Here is a 15,678-nt window from a genome sequence, read left to right on the forward strand (position 1 = left end):
ATAGTTTCAAATCCTATCAGAAATGAAACCGATTGGTGTCATTAATGGCAATGCCTGTCAGCACGGAGCAACAAACGGAAGCGGTTGAAGTCCTGGTGCGCCCCGCACAGGCGCACGTGGAAAGGCCGCAGCGGTTGCCGCGACAGGTCGCCGGCGATCAGGTGGCGCGGCAGCCGGCCAGGAAAACCGCCACGGACCGGTGCATGAGATGCGCCTGCTCTTCGGGCGATCCGGGATGCATCGCGAAGGCCGCCAGGTTCTGCGCCGGCGACGAGATCAGGCTGGCGAACACCTTCGCCAGGGTGGGCAAGTCATCCACCACCATGGCTTCACTGGCGAACAGAGCCGCCAGATGCTGTGCCAGAAGCGCCAGGTATTGCTCGATCAATCCATGGACCAGCGGGGCCAGCTCCGGGTGCAGCGCGATGCCGTGGATGGCGAACCGAAGCCAGTTCTGCATGCCCGGGTGCAGCAGCGTGGCATTCATTTCCAGGCCGATCCGCACCAGCTTGTCCTGCAGGGCCAGGCCGGGCGCGAACTGCAAATCGAGCTGCAATGCGGGCAGCGCGGCGGTCGCCAGCACCTCGCGCAGCAGGTTTTCCTTCGACTCGAATCGGGTGTAGATGGTGCGCTTCGTCACGCCTGCCGCGGTGGCGATGGCTTCCATGCTGGTGCCCGCGTAGCCATGCTCCAGCATGAGGGCGGACGCGACATCGACAATGATCTGGCGCAGTTCCTGCGCGCGCTGGACGCTGGGGCGTCCGAGGGGGGAGCGGCCGACTGACGGGGCGCGACCTTCGGTGGGGGGCATGGTGGCGGGTCGTGTCTGTCGCTGTGGGGCACGAATGCTACGCCCGCGCCGCCCATGCCGCCTGGGGAACTGCCTCTAAACGGAGATGGGATGGCGAACCGGTGGCGCGCCCGGTGGGCTCGCGAGTGCGCATCAGCCCCGGGAATCAGCCCCGCGTGCCGTCCCGCGCCGGCAGCGGCGCCAGCGAGTCGCGCAGGCGGTCGTGCGTGCGGGGCGCCTGCGAATCGAGCGCCTGCTCCACATGCCCGATGTGCGCCAGCATGCGCTCGCGCGCCAGGGCCGTGTCGCCGCGCTCGAGGGCCTCGACGATGGCGGCGTGCTCGGCGCACGACTGGCTGGCCTCGTGGCGCGACTGGTAGAGCGAGGCGGCCAGCGTGGTGCGCGCGGTGAGGTCACGCAGGATGCCGCTCAGGCTGCGGTGGCCCAGGGCTTCGGCCAGGCACACGTGGAAGTCGGCCAGCAGAAAAGCCCGGGTGGCGGCATCCGCATCGTCGATGGCCTGCTGCTCCTGCGCGATGTGCTGGCGCAGCCGGCGCACCACCGCCTGCAGCGGCCGCCCGGCTTCGGCCAGAATGCCGGATTCCACGATGCGCCGCGCCGAGAAGGCATCGCGGGCGTCTTCCACCGAAGGCTCCACCACGTACCAGCCCCGGCGTGGCCGCACCTCGACGAAGCCGCGCGCCTGCAGTTGCATGAGCGCCTCGCGCACCAGGGTGCGGCTCACGCCGAACAGGGTGGCCAGCGCCTGCTCGCCCAGCCGCTCGCCGGGGGCGAGCTTTTGCGCCAGGATGGATTCCACCACCTGCTGGGCGATCTGGGTCTGGCTGCTGGCACCGTTCATGGTGGGCAAGGGGCGGTGCCGGCCGTCGCTTTTCAGCGTGGCAGGGCGAGGGGCGTCGCGCCGCCGTGGCCTGCGGCGTGCTTGTCCAGCGTGAAGCCGGCCACGGTGCGCGAGAGGTTGTGCGCCTGCTCGTTGAGCACGCCCGAGGCGGCGGTGGACTCCTCGACCAGCGCGGCGTTCTGCTGCGTGGCGCGGTCCATCTCGGCGACGGCCTGGTTGATCTGGCCGATGCCGGCGCTCTGCTCGGTCATCGAGCTGTTGATCTCGCCGATGATCTGCGTGACGCGCTGGATGCTGTCCACGATCTCGCCCATGGTTTCGCCCGCCGCGCGCACGCGCTGGGTGCCGGTCGTCACGCTCACGCCGGACGCGTCGATGAGGGTCTTGATCTCCTTGGCCGCCGTGGCGCTGCGGTGCGCGAGGCTGCGCACCTCGCTCGCGACCACCGCGAAGCCCCGGCCGTTTTCGCCGGCACGGGCGGCCTCCACCGCGGCGTTCAGGGCCAGGATGTTGGTCTGGAAGGCGATGGAATCGATCACGCCGATGATCTCGCCGATCTTGGACGAGGCCTTGGAGATCTCGTCCATGGTGCTGACCGCGCTGGCCACCACCTCGCCGCCCTTGCTCGCCGATGCGCTGGCCGACGTGGCCAGGCGCGTGGCCTGCGCCGCCGCCTCGGCGGACTGCTTGACGGTGACGGTCAACTGCGACAGCGAAGCCGAGGTCTCCTGCAGGTTGCTGGCCGAAGTCTCGGTGCGGTTGGACAGGTCGTGGTTGCCTGCCTTGATTTCGTCGGTCGCCGTCTTCATCGATTCCACGCCGTGGCGCACGTCCTGCAGCACGGTGCTGATCTTGTCCACGAAGGCATTGAACGACGAGGCGATCTGCGCCACCTCGTCGTTGCCGGAGACGGGCAGGCGGTGCGTCAGGTCGCCGCCGCCGGAGCCCACCTCGTCCATGGCATCGCGCACCTCGGACAGCCGGCGGAACGACTTGGCGGTGAGCATCGCGCCCACGGCCGCGGCCAGCACCGCCAGCAACACGATGGCCACGGCCAGCGTCTGCAGCACGCTCTTGAGGCCGGTGGTCGCCTCGGCCTTGTCCAGCGCCACGATCAGCGACCAGTCGGTGCCCTGCACCGGGCGGGCCTTGAGCAGCTTCGCGCTGCCGTTGAGTTCCACCTCCATGGGCCGCGTGGCGTTGGCGAGCGAGGCCACGGCGGCGGGGGTGAGCAGGGGCGACAGCTCGGACACCGGCTTGAGGCTGAGCTTGGCGTCCGCGTGGGCCAGGATCTGCCCGTCGCTGTTCACCACGAAACCCAGGCTGCTCGGCGTGGGACGGATCGCGGCCACCACCTCGCGCACGCCCTCCAGCGGCACGGCGCCATTGACCACGCCCTGCAGTGCGCCCGCGCGCAGCAGCGGCGCCACGAAGGCGACGTACGGCACCCCGGTGGACGAGTCGCCGTACGGCTTGGTCACCGTGAGCTTGCCGGCCTGCACCGCCGCCTTGTACCAGGGGCGTGCCGTCGGGTCATAGCCGGCGGGGGTCTGCGTGGTGGACTTGAAGGTCTTGTCCTCCCAGCCCACGGTCGTGATCGGAAACCCGTTGGCCTTGCCCATCAGGGCCACGAAGCCCTGCGGATCGCCCTGCTCCACGACCGCCGCGGTGGCGTTCACGGCGGCCGCCTTGGCGGACACCCACTGGTCGATGGCCATCGTGTTGCCCGCCGTGATGGCGTCCAGGTCCTGCTCGATGGTCTCGAACGTGTTGGCGCGGGTGATGGAGTAGGTGGCGGCACCGGTCACCGCCAGGGCACAGACGGGAGCCTCTCACAACCCCATGTTTGACGAATCCGAATAGGGAGGAGTGGGCGCCAGTAGCCGTTTGAGCGTGATGAGGCCCAGCAACGGTCTGCGCCTGGGTGCATGAGGGGCCTTGCAGGCCCGGTGGCTCAGGCTTTCACCGTTTGCAGGCGCACTTGTGCCTTGCCAGTGGCGGGCTTGAAGAAAGCATCCACGCCCCGATGCAGGAACCAGGCCAGTCGCTTCATGTTGTAGCAGGCGGCCATCATCGTCATCCCCACCGTGGCGCGCGCCTGTCCGATGGTGCGCACGAACTTGCCCCCCAGGTGGCGGATACCGGCGAACACGTGCTCCACCTTGGCTCGTTTCTTTGCGATGCGCTGGTTGCGCCCCTTCTGGCATTCGCTCTGTGGTCGGCCCGCCTGCGCACGGCGCTGCATCGCATCCACGAATCCCAGCACTTTCAGCATCTGGCACCTTTGGCGGCTCGGGTAGGCTTTGTCCGCATGCACTGCCCGCCCGGTGTTGTGCATGTCCAGCACCTCATCGAAGTGGTGCCCGTCGTGCTCGCTGGCCGTGCCCGTGGCGAGGCGGCGGATGAAGCCGTGCTTGAGGTCCACGCTCACGCTGAGCTTGTAGCCGAAGTGGCTTTTGCCGTGCTTCTTCGTGTGCGTGGCCTCCACATCCTTTTGCCTGCGTCGCGCTTGGCTCCAGTCCGGCTGCCCGCCTTGTGCCAGCGTTCGCCGCTCCTGCTGGCCGATGTGCTGTCGGGGCGCGGGCACCAGCGTGGCATCAATGGCCTGCCCGCCCCGGGCGATGTAGCCGTGGCGCTGCAGTTGGGCATCCACCCCCTGGAACAAGGCCGTTGCCCCGCCCACGCCAAGGCGCTCGCCAAAGCGCCAGATCGTGTTGCGGTCCGGCACGTTCATCGCATCCTGCAACAGGCAAAACCGCTGGTAGCTCCCCCGGTCCAGCAACTGATACTCCATCTGCTCATCGGACAGGTTGTACAGCCGCTTCAACACCAGGATGCGCACCATCACCTCGGTGGGGTAGGCGGGCCGACCGCCCCGGCGGCCACCCCCGCGTTCGATCAAGGCATCCACCAGCCGGGCCAGTTCTGCGAAGTCGATGTGCCGCGCGATCACCTGCAGCGGATCGCCCACCTCATCTCTCTTGTGTTGGCGCGAGGCCTCAGCGAACAGGTCGAACTTCAGGGCGCTACGGGGAGTGATCATGGCAAAGGATGGAGCACGCATTCTCGATCAACAAGGGACCGGATGGGTTTTGAGAGGTTCCCTTTAGCCCCTTGAAGAAAACCCTGTGGATCGCGGCAGTGTTGTTACTGTCATGTGCCCTTTGGCATGCACTTTCCCCAAGATACGATCGCAGCCACTTCAGCCCTCGGCATGTTTATCGACTGGATTACTACGAAGTCTCATGGCTGCAGCGACTTGCGCACTGGGATATGCACTATCCGCATGTCATCCGCCTGTATCGTATCCAGCCGGAAACCCTGTTGGGCGAAAGCGAGGTGGTGGATCTCTGGGGCGCTGTTGCACAAATCGAATTGCAGACGGCATGACCCCAACCCCAGACGGACCTATGCCACAGCAGTCACCGACACGGTGTGAGGACGGCCGATCTGACTGAACCGATTGAGCAAGGCCACGCGGACATGCAGCTCCACAACCTGGCGGTCGAACGTGCGCGCGATCACCCGTTCGCCCAGTCGCTTGAAGCAGTGCATCTTCGTCTCCACAAGGCTGCGCCGGTGGTAGCCGCTCCACTTCTTCCAAATGCCGCGACCCAGGCGCTGGCACGCCCGAATGGCCTCATTACGATGCGCCGAGCCCGGACTCGACTTCTTCCAATGGCTGGCGTTCTTGCGGGGCGGGATCACCGCCATCGCGTGCCGCTCGGCAATGGCGTCCAGGCAGGCGCGCGTGTCGTAGGCGCCATCGGCACTGACGCTTTCGATGGATTCGTCAGTGGGAATCTGAGCCAGCAACCCGGGCAACATCGGCGCATCCCCAATGGCGTTGCTGGTCACCTCGATGGCGCGTATTTCCAGCGTCTGCGCGTCGATGCCCAGATGGACCTTGCGCCATTCGCGCCGGTATTCAGCACCATGCTTCTTGCGTTTTCACTCTCCTTCGCCCAGGAACTTGATGCCGGTGCTGTCCACCAGCAACTGCAGCGGCGAGTTGGTTCGCTGGTAGCTCAGTTCGACCTGCAAGGTCTTTTGGCGCCGGCAAACAGTGCTGAAGTCAGGTACCGGCCAGTCCAGCTTTGCCAGCCGCAGCAGGCTCTGCACCATGCCCAGCGCCTGTCGCAAGGGCTGGCCGAACAGGCACTTGATGCTCAGGCAGAACTGGATTGCTGCGTCCGAGAAGGTTCGGCTGCGTCCACGCCTGCCGGTCGGCGTGCCAAACCACTGCATGCCCTCATCTAGTGTCCTGTCCCGTTAATTCGCCCGCATAGTCTGGCGAGTTTTTCGAGGATGGAGTCTGCTGTAGCTGTCCAAGTAAACGGCTGGCAGGACTGGTTGTAATTCGCGATGAATGTGTCGATCTTGTTGATCAGATCCTTCACGCTGGTGAACGAGCCACGGCGGATTGCCCGCGTGGTGATGATCGAGAAGAAGCGCTCGACCTGATTGAGCCAGCTTGAATAGGTCGGAACGAAGTGCATGTGCCAGCGAGGCCGCTCGGCCAACCAAGCGCGCACCTTTGGATGCTTGTGGCTGGCGTAGTTATCAGCTATGCAGTGCACATCCAGTTCGTCGGGCACTGCCTTGTCGATGGCGCGCAGGAAGGCAAGGAACTCTTGATGACGATGCCGGGGCCGGCACTGCGCGATCACTTGGCCATTCATCACGTTCAGGGCCGCGAACAAGGTGGTGGTGCCGTGGCGCACGTAGTCGTGCGTGACACCTTCGACATAGCCAAACCCCATTGGCAGCATCGGCTGCGTACGCTCCAAAGCTTGGCATTGGCTCTTCTCGTCCACGCACAGCACCAGCGCGTTGTCAGGTGGGTTCAGGTACAGCCCCACAACGTCGCGCAGCTTCTCGATGAACAGCGGATCGGTCGACAGCTTGAAGCTGTCGGCCCGGTGCGGCTTGAGGTTGAAGGTCTGCAGATAGCGCGCCACCGTGCTCTTGCTGATGCCCGTATCGGCGGCCAGCGTGCGGGTGCTCCAGTGGGTACCCCCATCAGCAGGCTTGGTGTGCAACGTCTTGGTAATCAACTCAGCAACACGCTCGTCATCTACCGTGCGGGGGCGACCCGGGCGCAACTCGTCGTAAAGCCCTGCAATGCGATGGCGCGCATAGCGCCCGCGCCACTTGGTGACAGTGCTACGACTGATCCCCAGAGCCTGCGCAACCGCGGTGCTGGCTTTATCTGTGCCTTCGCAAGTCAGCACGATGCGCGCCCTGAGCGACAACGCCGCTGGCAGCGAACGTGATCGCGCCATGGACGTCAGTTCCGCGCGCTCCACTTCACTAAGCGCAATTTCTGTTCGGGTCGTTGCATTGGGCATGGCGGCACCTCAAGGATGGCCCGAAACCATGCAGCTATCGTGCCTGCGAATTAACGGGACAGGACACTAGCCACATCGTCAACGAGCCTCGCGCTTTCAGCGCCGCGTTGTACGCCTTCCAGTTCGTCGTGCGGTACTTGCTCCGCTGCCTGTTCTTCGTCTCTGTCACGCAGTCAGTCTACGGGCATCAGCATCGCGATTTGTGCAACAAAGCCGATCTCTGGCTCAACGGGGAGATTTACTGGTGGCTCAATCCACCAGTGAATGCGGTGCAGGTCGGGCGGGATGCGGTGTTCGAAAACATCCCGCCCGAATGCACTGACTGCCCCCGGTTGCCCGACTCCGCCGTCATGCCCTGACCGGCGAGCCGCCGTCCTCTCTTCACCCCAGCAGGTCGTGCAGCGTCCGCGCCACCACCTTGGTCGCGCGCCGCAGGTCTTCCAGGTCCAGGCGTTCGTCGGCGCGCTTGGCGTGCGACTCCAGCACGGTGCGCGGGCCGGCGCCGTAGATCACGCCGGGAATGCCAGCCTCGCCGTACAGGCGCACATCCGTGTACAGCGGCGTGCCCATGGCCGGGATCGGCTGGCCGAAGAGTGCCTCGCCGTGCTTTTGCAGCGCGGCCACCAGCGGGGCGTTGCCCGGTAGGGGCTGCATGGCGTTGGCCAGCAGCAGGCGCTTGATGTCCACCGTGATGCCGGCGCAGCCCGCGGCCGCCTCGGCGATCACCTGGCGGATGTTTGCCTCGACCTCGGCCGGGTTTTCCTCGGGGATCATGCGGCGGTCGAGCTTGAACACGACCTTGCCCGGGACCACGTTGGTGTTGGTGCCGCCTTCGATGCGGCCCACGTTCAGGTAGGGGTGCTCGATGCCATCCACCTTCGAGGTGATCTGCTGGTACCGGGCGTTCTGCGCATAGAGCGCGTTCAGGATCGCGACCGCGCCCTGCAGCGCGTCCACGCCGGTGTGTGGAATGGCGGCATGGGCCATCTTGCCGTGCACGGTCACCTCCATCTGCAGGCAGCCGTTGTGCGCCGTGACGACCTCGTAGCTGAAGCCGGCGGCCAGCAGCAGATCGGGCCGGGTCAGGCCCTGGCGCAGCAGCCAGCCCGGGCCCAGTTCACCGCCGAACTCTTCGTCGTAGGTGAAGTGCAGTTCCACCGCGCCCTTGGTCGGCTTCGCCACGGCCTCCAGGGCGCGCAGGGCGAATGTGAAGCTGGCGAAATCGCTCTTGCTCACCGCGGTGGCGCGGCCGTAGATCTTGCCGTCCACGATCTCGCCGCCATAGGGCTCGTGCGTCCAGCCTTCGCCGGGCGGCACCACGTCGCCGTGGGCATTGAGCGCCACGGTGCGGCCGCCCGCGGCGGTGGCGCCCTCGCCATACGGCCTGCGCACGATGAGGTTGGTGATGGATTCCATGCCGTAGGCCTTGACCTCGGAATCGGGCACGGGGTGGCGCTCGGCCTCGTAGCTGAAGGCCTGCAGCAGCTCGGCCGTGCGCTCGGCGTGCGGGGCGTTGTTGCCGGGCGGCGTGTCGGTGGGCACGCGCACCAGCGCCTGCAGAAAGCGCACTTCTTCGTCGAAATGTTGGTCGATCCAGGCGTCCAGTGATTGGTAGGTGCTGCTCATGGGGTTTCGGTGGCCAGTTGGTTCAGAAGATGGGAGAAGGCGTCGACGGCGAGCTGCATGTCGTCGCTGGTCGTGCTTTCCAGGGGGTTGTGGCTGATGCCGCTGTTCAGTCCGCGCACGAACAGCATGGCCTGCGGCATGATTTCGTGCAGCTTCATGGCGTCGTGCCCGGCGCCGCTGGGCATGCGGTGCACCGGCACGCCCAGTGCGTCCACGGCGCGTTCCCAGCGTTGCTGCCACGCGGGTGCGCTGGGCGCGGCGGCGGCGCGCATGGTTTCTTCCAGCGTGTAGTGCTGGCCGCGCCGCGCGGCGATGGACTGCAGCGCGGCCAGCACGTCGGCCACCAGCGCATCGCGCTGGGGATCGGTGGGCGCGCGCAGGTCCAGGCTGAACTGGCAGCGGCCCGGCACCACGTTGATGGAGCCGCCGGGCACGTTCAGCAGGCCCACGGTGCCCACCGAGTCGCCGTCGCGCGCGGCACGCGCCTCCACCGCGAGGATGAGTTCGGCCACGGCCGCAGCCGCATCGCGGCGGCGGTCCATGGGCGTGGTGCCGGCGTGGCTGGCCATACCGTGCATCTCGCCCACGAAGCGCACGCTGCCGTTGATGGAGGTGACCACGCCCAGGGGCAGGTCCAGTTCGTTGAGCACCGGGCCTTGCTCGATGTGCACCTCGACGAAACCGAGGTAGCGGCCCGGGTCGCGCTTCAGCTTCGGAATGTCGTCGATGCACAGGCCGGCATGCTGCATGGCCTCGCGCAGGGTCACGCCGTCGGCGTCCTTCTGGTCGAGCCACGCCGGGTCGAAGTCGCCGATGAGCGCGCCCGAGCCGAGGAACGTTGCCTTGTAGCGCTGGCCTTCCTCCTCCGAAAAGCCCACCACCTCGATGCCGAAGGGCAGGCGCTGGCCCTGGCGGTACAGCTCGCGCACGCAGGCCATGGGCACGAAGATGCCCAGCCGGCCGTCGTATTTTCCGCCGTTGCGCACGGTGTCGTAGTGGCTGCCGGTCATGAGCAGGGGCGCATCGGGCGTGGCGCCGTGGTAGCGGCCCACCACGTTGCCCACCGCGTCCACGGCCACTTCGTCGAAGCCGCAGTCGCGCATCCAGTGGCTGATGCGTTGCGCGCAGGCGCGGTGTGCATCGGTCAGGTAGGTGACGGTGAGCTGGCCCTTCTCGGCAAAGCCCGGGTCGCTGTGCTGCGCCAGGGTTTCCTGCCAGTCCCACACCCCGTTGCCCAGCACGGGCGACAAGCCGAACAGGTCGTTCAACCGGATCTCGGCGATGCGGTGGATGTTGCGCAGCGCCTCGGCCAGTTCGAAGTCCGGTGGGTTGGTGAGCCGGCGCGCGAAGGTGTCGATGATGTCCTGCCGGGGCAGCCCCGTGCCGCGCGGGCCGCGCACCGCGAGGATGAACGGGAAGCCGAAGCGTGCGTTGTACTCGGCGTTGAGCTGCTGGATGCGCGCGAACTCTTCGGGTGTGCACTGCGTGAGGCCGGCCGTGCCCTGCTCGCGGGCCGACGCGGCCGTGAGCGCGTTCGCCACCATGGCCTTGCCCGCCAGTTCCGGGTGGGCGCGCACCAGGGCCAGCTGCGCCTCGCGCGGTGCCTGGGCCAGCACGCGCACCATCGCGTGCTTGAACTGCGCGAGCGAGCGGAAGGGCCGCGCGGCGAGCGCCTGCGTGGCGATCCACGGCGAATGCTCGTACAGGCCGTCCAGCAGGCGCGCGGCCTCTTCGGGGGCGGCGGCATTCAGTTGTTCGAGGGTGAGGGGCATGGCGTTCACTCCGGGCAGGGATGGGTCTCGGCCCAGTGGCGTGCGATGTCGATGCGGCGGCACACCCACACGTGGTCGTGCCGCTGCACGTGGTCCAGGAAGCGCTGCAGCGCGGTGATGCGGCCCGGGCGCCCGAGCAGCCGGCAGTGCATGCCGATGCTCATCATCTTGGGGCGGTCGTCGCCGGCGGGGTCGCCCTCGGCGTACAGCGCATCGAACGTGTCCTTCATGTACTGGAAGAACGGGTCGGCGTGCGAGTAGCCCTGGGGCAGCGCGAAGCGCATGTCGTTGCAGTCGAGCGTGTAGGGCACGATGAGCTGCCGGGCCGTGCTGCCGTCGGTGCGGCCGACCTTCATCCAGAAGGGCAGGTCGTCGCCGTAGTAGTCGCTGTCGTAGGCGAAGCCGCCGTGGTCGGCCACCAGGCGGCGGGTGTTGGGGCTGTCGCGGCCGGTGTACCAGCCCGCGCCGTGCAGCGTGCCGAGTGCGCCGTGCCGCTGGCCCGTGAGCGCCTCGAAGATGGCCAGGGCCTCGGCCATGTGGGCGCGCTCCACGGCCTCGGGCACGTTCTGGTAGTGGATCCACTTGAGCCCGTGGCAGGCGATCTCGTGGCCCAGTTCCATGAAGGCGGCGGTCACGTCGGGGTGGCGCTGCAGGGCCGTCGCCACGCCGAACACGGTGAGCGGCAGGCCGCGCTTTTCGAACTCGCGCAGCAGGCGCCACACGCCGGCGCGCGAGCCGTATTCGTAGATGCCCTCCATGCTGATGTGCCGGTCGGGGTAGCTGGCCGGGTTGAACATTTCCGACAGGAACTGCTCGCTGCCGGCATCGCCGTGCAGCACGGCGTTCTCGCCGCCTTCCTCGTAGTTCAGCACGAACTGCACGGCGATGCGGGCGTGGCCCGGCCAGCGCGCGTGCGGCGGATTGCGCCCGTAGCCCACGAGGTCGCGGGGGTAGGGCAGGGTGGCGTCGTAGATCGGGGCGGCGGTCATCGGGTCCTCACGAAAGAGCCATGGAGATGTCGTTGGGGGGCAGCTTGCGGTCGAACATCAGGCTGTCCTGCACATGCAGCAGGTGCGCGTCCATCAGGCGTACGGCGCGCTCCTCGTCGCGCGCGGCCAGGGCCTTGACGATCTCGGCATGCTCGTCGTGCGAGTGCGCGGCCTCGTCGGCGCTCTGGTACATGAGCGTGATGAGCGCACAGCGCGAGATCAGCTCCTGCAGCATCTGTGCCAGCACCTGGTTGCCCATCAGCTCGGCCATGCGCACGTGGAAGTCGCCCAGCAGTTCGGTGCGGTCCTGCACGTCGGCGCCGTCCACGGCGGCCTTCTCGCGGGCCACGTGCTCGCGCAGGGCGCGGATGCGGGCGGGGGTGACCTCGCGCACGAAGGCGCGGGTCATCTCGGCCTCCAGCATGCGGCGCACGGCGAACACCTGCCGCGCCTCGTCGGCGGAGGGCGCGGCCACGAAGGCGCCGCGCGCGGGCGCCAGGTGCACCAGCCGCTTTTGCGACAGCTGGAACAGCGCCTGCCGCACCAGCGTGCGCGAGACGCCGAAATGGTCGGCCAGTTTCTGCTCCGCCAGCTTGGCGCCCGGCAGCAGCCGGTGCTCGACGATGGCCCGCGTCAGGTCGCCGACGATGGCACTGGTGGTGGAGGTTTCCATCGGCGCATGATAGCCGTGGCCCGGCAACGTGTATACAGTTTTGGTGGACGATGTGGTGCCTACCTGTTCGGCCAGAATCCGGGGATGACCACCCCCAAGACCCCTGCCGCCGCCGGCCTGCCGGCCTTGCCCGTGTCGCCGCCGGCCAGCCAGCCGGCCGCGTTCCTTCGCCATCTGTACGACGTGGCCGTGCACGCCGCGTTGCCGGCCCATGGCCTGGCCGCGCACCTGCCCCCGCCGCCGCGCGGGCGCACGCTGGTGCTCGGGGCGGGCAAGGCGGGCGGCTCGATGGTGCACGCGCTGGAGGCGCTGTGGCCGGCCGATGCGCCGCTGTCGGGCCTGGTCGTGACCCGCTACGGCCATGTGCCCGAGCGGCCGCCCGGGCTGCCGCAGCGCGTGGAGATCGTGGAGGCCGCGCACCCCGTGCCCGATGCGGCGGGTCTGGCCGCGGCCGAGCGCATGCTGGCGCTCGCGCAGGGGCTCACGGCCGACGACCTGGTGCTGTGTCTGATCTCGGGCGGCGGCTCCGCGCTGCTCACCCTGCCCGCCGAGGGCCTGACGCTGGCGGAAAAGCAGCGCATCCACCGCGCGCTGCTGGAGAGCGGCGCCGGCATCGCCGAGATGAACTGCGTGCGCAAGCACCTGTCGCGCATCAAGGGCGGCCGGCTGGCGGCCGCTTGCGCGTCGGCCCGCGTGGTGACCCTGGCCATCAGCGACGTGCCGGGGGACGACCCCGCCGTGATCGCCAGCGGCCCCACGGTGCCCGACGGCACGACCTGCGCCGAGGCGCTGGACATCCTGGCGCGATACCGCATCGACCTGCCCGCGCCGGTGCATGCGGCGCTGCAGGCCGGTGCGCTGGAGACCCCCAAGCCCGGCGACGCGGCCTTCGCCGGCCACGCGGTCCACCTGATCGCCGCGCCGCAGCAGTCGCTGGAGGCCGCTGCGGCGGCGGCGCGCGCGGCCGGCATGGCGGCGTACATCCTGTCCGACGAGATGGAGGGCGAGTCGCGCGAGGTGGGCCGCGTGCATGCGGCGCTGGCACGCTCGGTGGCGCAGCGCGGCCAGCCGTTCGCGCGCCCCTGCGTCATCCTGTCGGGCGGCGAGACCACGGTGACCGTGCGCCCGCGCACCGAGGGCGTGCCCCGGGGCCGGGGCGGCCGGGCGGGGGAGTTCTGCCTGGGCCTGGCGCAGGCGCTGCAGGGACAGCCGGGCGTGTGGGCGCTGGCGGCCGACACCGACGGCATCGACGGCGTGGAGGACAACGCCGGCGCGATCGTCACGCCCGACACCCTGGCACGGGCCCGGGCGGCCGACCTGGCCGTGGCCCGCCACCTGGACCGCAACGACGCCTACGGGTTCTTCTCGGCGCTGGGCGATCTGGTGGTCACCGGGCCCACGCACACCAATGTGAACGATTTCAGGGTGCTATTGATTCAATAGCGGTATGCCCTAGTGGAATATGCGCTGCAGGCCTTTTTGGCCTGAAGCTTCCCCCGCGCCCACGCTCCCATGAAAAAAGGCCGCGCCCCTTGCGGAGCGCGGCCTGGCAGGGCGGGGAACGCCGCGGGTCGGCAGCCCAGCGTCAATAGCCCAGCGTCTCGCCGTCGGGGTTGCGCGGGTCGGAGGCGCCGTACAGCAGCCCGTCGTGGAACTGGATGGTCTGCGTGCGGCCCATCGAAGGCTTCACGGCGATATTGTGGCCGCGGGCCTGCAGTTGCGACAGGGTGTCGGTGCTGAGGCCCTTTTCCACGCGCAGCTCGTCGGGTGTCCACTGGTGGTGCACGCGCGGCACCGAGGCCGCCTCGGCCGGGTTCATGCCGAAGTCGATGGTGTTCACGATGGTCTGCAGCACCGTGGTGATGATGCGCGCGCCGCCGGGGCTGCCGGTCACGAGCATGGGCTTGCCGTCCTTGAGCACCATGGTGGGCGTCATCGACGACAGCGGGCGCTTGTTGGGCGCCACCGCGTTGGCATCGCCACCGACCAGGCCGTAGGTGTTGGCCACGCCGGGCTTGGCGGAGAAGTCGTCCATCTCGTTGTTCAGCAGGATGCCGGTGCCCTTGGCGACGATGCCGCTGCCGAAGTTGGTGTTGAGCGTGTAGGTCACCGCCACGGCGTTGCCCGCCTTGTCCACCACCGAGTAGTGGGTGGTCTGGTCGCTCTCGTACGGCTGGGGCTGGCCGGGCTTGATGTCCTTGGCCTGGCGCGCCGTGGTGGGGCTGATGCCTTTGGCCAGCGACTGCGCATAGGCCTTGGAGGTCAGGCCCTTGAGCGGGATCTTCACGAAGTCCGGATCGCCCAGGTACTCCGAGCGGTCGGCGTAGGCGAGCTTCATGCTCTCGGCCATGTAGTGGATGGTCTGCGCGCTGTTCTGCCCCCACTGCGACAGCGGCCACTGCTCCAGCATGTTCAGCATCTGCACCAGGTGCGCGCCGCCGGAGGACGGGGGGGGCATGGTCACGATCTGGTAGCCGTGGTAGGTGCCGCGCACCGGCTCGCGCTCCACCACCTTGTAGTCGCGCAGGTCCTGCAGCGTGAGAGCGCCGGGGTGGGGCGCCATCTCGGCGGCGATGCGGCGCGCGATGGGACCCTGGTAGAACGCCTTGGCGCCCTGCTGGCTGATGAGCCGCAGCGACTGCGCCAGGTCCTTTTGCACCAGCCGGTCGCCCACCTTGAGCGGGCTGTCGCCGCGCCAGAAGATCTGGCGCGTCGCCGGCCACTTGCCCATGTTGGCCTTTTCCTGGTGCAGCGTCTTGGCCAGGGTGAGGCTGACGGGAAAGCCCTTGTCCGCCAGCGCGATGGCCGGGGCGATCACGCGCGACAGCGGCAGCGTGCCCCAGTTCTTGAGCGCATGCTCCATGCCCGCCACCGTGCCTGGCACGCCCACGGCGTAGGGCGTGTACAGCGACTTGCCGTCCACCACGTTGCCGCTGGCGTCGAGGTACATGTCGCGGGTGGCCTTTTGCGGCGCCACTTCGCGGAAGTCGAGCGCCACGTCCTTGCCGGTCTTGGCGTCGTGCACCATCATGAAACCGCCGCCGCCCAGGTTGCCCGCATTGGGCAGCACCACGGCCAGCGCGAAGCCGACGCCCACCGCCGCATCCACCGCATTGCCGCCGGCCTTGAGGATGTCCAGGCCCACGCGCGAGGCCAGCTCCTGTTCGGTGGAGACCATGCCGTTGCGCGCCACCACCGGGTGGAACACATCCATGTCGAAATCGTAGGAATTGCTGGCGGCGCGGGCCGCGGCCGTCTGCTGCACGGCCTGCGGCGCGGCGGCGGGCGCTCCCTCGGCACTGCCGGGGCCGGCCGTGGGCACGTTGGTGCAGGCAGCCAGGCTGGCCAGGGCAAGGGCCAGGCTGCTGGCCAGCAGCGTGCGTTGGATGGGGTTCATGCTCTCTCCTCGTTATGAATCGGTGGACGCCCAGCGGCGGCGCCGTGGCGAGTGTAGAGAAGTTGCCTGCCGCTTCCCTGCGGCAGCGCCTGTCGGCGCACCTCCCATTTGCATTTGCGAACGTCTGCGCTGAAAAGTTGCACTTTGACAGGGAACTCTGGCCCTAGCATGTCAGCCGGTTTCCGCCAGGAAGAATGTTGGCCGTGGTCACGGCCCTC

At 68.1% G+C, this 15,678-nt stretch carries 12 protein-coding genes and 2 pseudogenes; 2 read left to right on the forward strand and 12 right to left on the reverse strand.

Annotation, left to right across the window (positions count from 1 at the left end; all coding sequences use genetic code 11):
* Nucleotides 1-157: 157 nt before the first annotated feature.
* From M5C96_RS05615 to M5C96_RS05630, 4 genes are all read right to left on the reverse strand, one after another.
* The gene (locus tag M5C96_RS05615; RefSeq protein WP_272567759.1) at nucleotides 158-811 is read right to left on the reverse strand and encodes a TetR/AcrR family transcriptional regulator; all 654 of its coding nucleotides are present in this window, start codon (nucleotides 809-811) and stop codon (nucleotides 158-160) included.
* 145 nt (nucleotides 812-956) lie between these two features.
* The gene (locus tag M5C96_RS05620; protein ID WP_272567760.1) at nucleotides 957-1,652 is read right to left on the reverse strand and encodes a GntR family transcriptional regulator; all 696 of its coding nucleotides are present in this window, start codon (nucleotides 1,650-1,652) and stop codon (nucleotides 957-959) included.
* A gap of 32 nt (nucleotides 1,653-1,684) precedes the next feature.
* On the reverse strand, nucleotides 1,685-3,466 hold the full coding sequence (locus M5C96_RS05625) for a methyl-accepting chemotaxis protein (protein ID WP_336297900.1): 1,782 nt from the start codon (nucleotides 3,464-3,466) through the stop codon (nucleotides 1,685-1,687).
* A gap of 140 nt (nucleotides 3,467-3,606) precedes the next feature.
* The gene (locus M5C96_RS05630) at nucleotides 3,607-4,692 is read right to left on the reverse strand and encodes an IS5 family transposase (protein ID WP_272569564.1); all 1,086 of its coding nucleotides are present in this window, start codon (nucleotides 4,690-4,692) and stop codon (nucleotides 3,607-3,609) included.
* A 74-nt stretch (nucleotides 4,693-4,766) separates the two neighbouring features.
* Here M5C96_RS05630 and M5C96_RS05635 point away from each other — a divergent pair, with 74 nt between their 5' ends.
* Complete coding sequence (locus M5C96_RS05635) at nucleotides 4,767-5,042, forward strand: hypothetical protein (protein WP_336297883.1); 276 nt, start codon at nucleotides 4,767-4,769, stop codon at nucleotides 5,040-5,042.
* Nucleotides 5,043-5,060: 18 nt separating this feature from the next.
* On the opposite strand, the pseudogene M5C96_RS05640 reads toward M5C96_RS05635, so the two are convergent.
* The 7 genes and pseudogenes from M5C96_RS05640 to M5C96_RS05670 form a co-directional block, all read right to left on the reverse strand.
* Nucleotides 5,061-5,912 (reverse strand): annotated as a pseudogene (locus M5C96_RS05640) (IS5 family transposase); the annotation flags it as partial.
* Entirely contained in the window at nucleotides 5,909-7,003 is a 1,095-nt protein-coding gene (locus tag M5C96_RS05645) for an IS630 family transposase (RefSeq protein ID WP_272563777.1), read from the reverse strand. The pseudogene M5C96_RS05640 and the gene M5C96_RS05645, both read right to left, overlap by 4 nt.
* Nucleotides 7,004-7,070: 67 nt before the next feature.
* Nucleotides 7,071-7,172, reverse strand: a pseudogene (locus M5C96_RS05650) (IS5/IS1182 family transposase); the annotation flags it as partial.
* A 212-nt stretch (nucleotides 7,173-7,384) separates the two neighbouring features.
* Nucleotides 7,385-8,629: a M20 family metallopeptidase gene (locus M5C96_RS05655; RefSeq protein WP_272567762.1), complete on the reverse strand. Its 1,245-nt coding sequence runs from the start codon at nucleotides 8,627-8,629 to the stop codon at nucleotides 7,385-7,387.
* Nucleotides 8,626-10,401: a 2-oxo-4-hydroxy-4-carboxy-5-ureidoimidazoline decarboxylase gene (gene uraD, locus M5C96_RS05660; protein ID WP_272567763.1), complete on the reverse strand. Its 1,776-nt coding sequence runs from the start codon at nucleotides 10,399-10,401 to the stop codon at nucleotides 8,626-8,628. The genes M5C96_RS05655 and uraD overlap by 4 nt, the downstream gene beginning before the upstream one ends.
* Before the next feature lie 5 nt (nucleotides 10,402-10,406).
* Nucleotides 10,407-11,390 (reverse strand): allantoinase PuuE, encoded by a 984-nt coding sequence (gene puuE / locus M5C96_RS05665; protein ID WP_272567764.1) that lies wholly within the window; start codon nucleotides 11,388-11,390, stop codon nucleotides 10,407-10,409.
* Nucleotides 11,391-11,397: 7 nt separating this feature from the next.
* Nucleotides 11,398-12,063 (reverse strand): GntR family transcriptional regulator, encoded by a 666-nt coding sequence (locus M5C96_RS05670; protein WP_272567766.1) that lies wholly within the window; start codon nucleotides 12,061-12,063, stop codon nucleotides 11,398-11,400.
* An 84-nt stretch (nucleotides 12,064-12,147) separates the two neighbouring features.
* Between M5C96_RS05670 and M5C96_RS05675 the strand changes: the two genes are divergently transcribed.
* The gene (locus M5C96_RS05675; protein WP_272567768.1) at nucleotides 12,148-13,506 is read left to right on the forward strand and encodes a glycerate kinase type-2 family protein; all 1,359 of its coding nucleotides are present in this window, start codon (nucleotides 12,148-12,150) and stop codon (nucleotides 13,504-13,506) included.
* A gap of 142 nt (nucleotides 13,507-13,648) precedes the next feature.
* Here the strand turns inward: M5C96_RS05675 and ggt are convergent, their stop codons facing one another.
* Nucleotides 13,649-15,460 carry a gamma-glutamyltransferase gene (ggt, locus tag M5C96_RS05680; RefSeq protein WP_272567769.1) on the reverse strand — a complete coding sequence of 604 codons (1,812 nt, stop codon included), beginning with the start codon at nucleotides 15,458-15,460 and terminating at the stop codon, nucleotides 13,649-13,651.
* Between the last annotated feature and the right edge of the window lie 218 nt (nucleotides 15,461-15,678).

This window comes from Acidovorax sp. GBBC 1281 (assembly GCF_028473645.1).
Taxonomy (GTDB): domain Bacteria; phylum Pseudomonadota; class Gammaproteobacteria; order Burkholderiales; family Burkholderiaceae_C; genus Paracidovorax.

Bases quoted from the DNA above. Each gene is read 5' to 3' on its own strand.
- ggt (WP_272567769.1), bottom strand. From the start codon at position 15,460: ATGAACCCCATCCAACGCACGCTGCTGGCCAGCAGCCTGGCCCTTGCC.
- uraD (WP_272567763.1), bottom strand. From the start codon at position 10,401: ATGCCCCTCACCCTCGAACAACTGAATGCCGCCGCCCCCGAAGAGGCC.
- puuE (WP_272567764.1), bottom strand. From the start codon at position 11,390: ATGACCGCCGCCCCGATCTACGACGCCACCCTGCCCTACCCCCGCGAC.
- M5C96_RS05615 (WP_272567759.1), bottom strand. From the start codon at position 811: ATGCCCCCCACCGAAGGTCGCGCCCCGTCAGTCGGCCGCTCCCCCCTC.
- M5C96_RS05675 (WP_272567768.1), top strand. From the start codon at position 12,148: ATGACCACCCCCAAGACCCCTGCCGCCGCCGGCCTGCCGGCCTTGCCC.
- M5C96_RS05655 (WP_272567762.1), bottom strand. From the start codon at position 8,629: ATGAGCAGCACCTACCAATCACTGGACGCCTGGATCGACCAACATTTC.
- M5C96_RS05620 (WP_272567760.1), bottom strand. From the start codon at position 1,652: ATGAACGGTGCCAGCAGCCAGACCCAGATCGCCCAGCAGGTGGTGGAA.
- M5C96_RS05645 (WP_272563777.1), bottom strand. From the start codon at position 7,003: ATGCCCAATGCAACGACCCGAACAGAAATTGCGCTTAGTGAAGTGGAG.
- M5C96_RS05670 (WP_272567766.1), bottom strand. From the start codon at position 12,063: ATGGAAACCTCCACCACCAGTGCCATCGTCGGCGACCTGACGCGGGCC.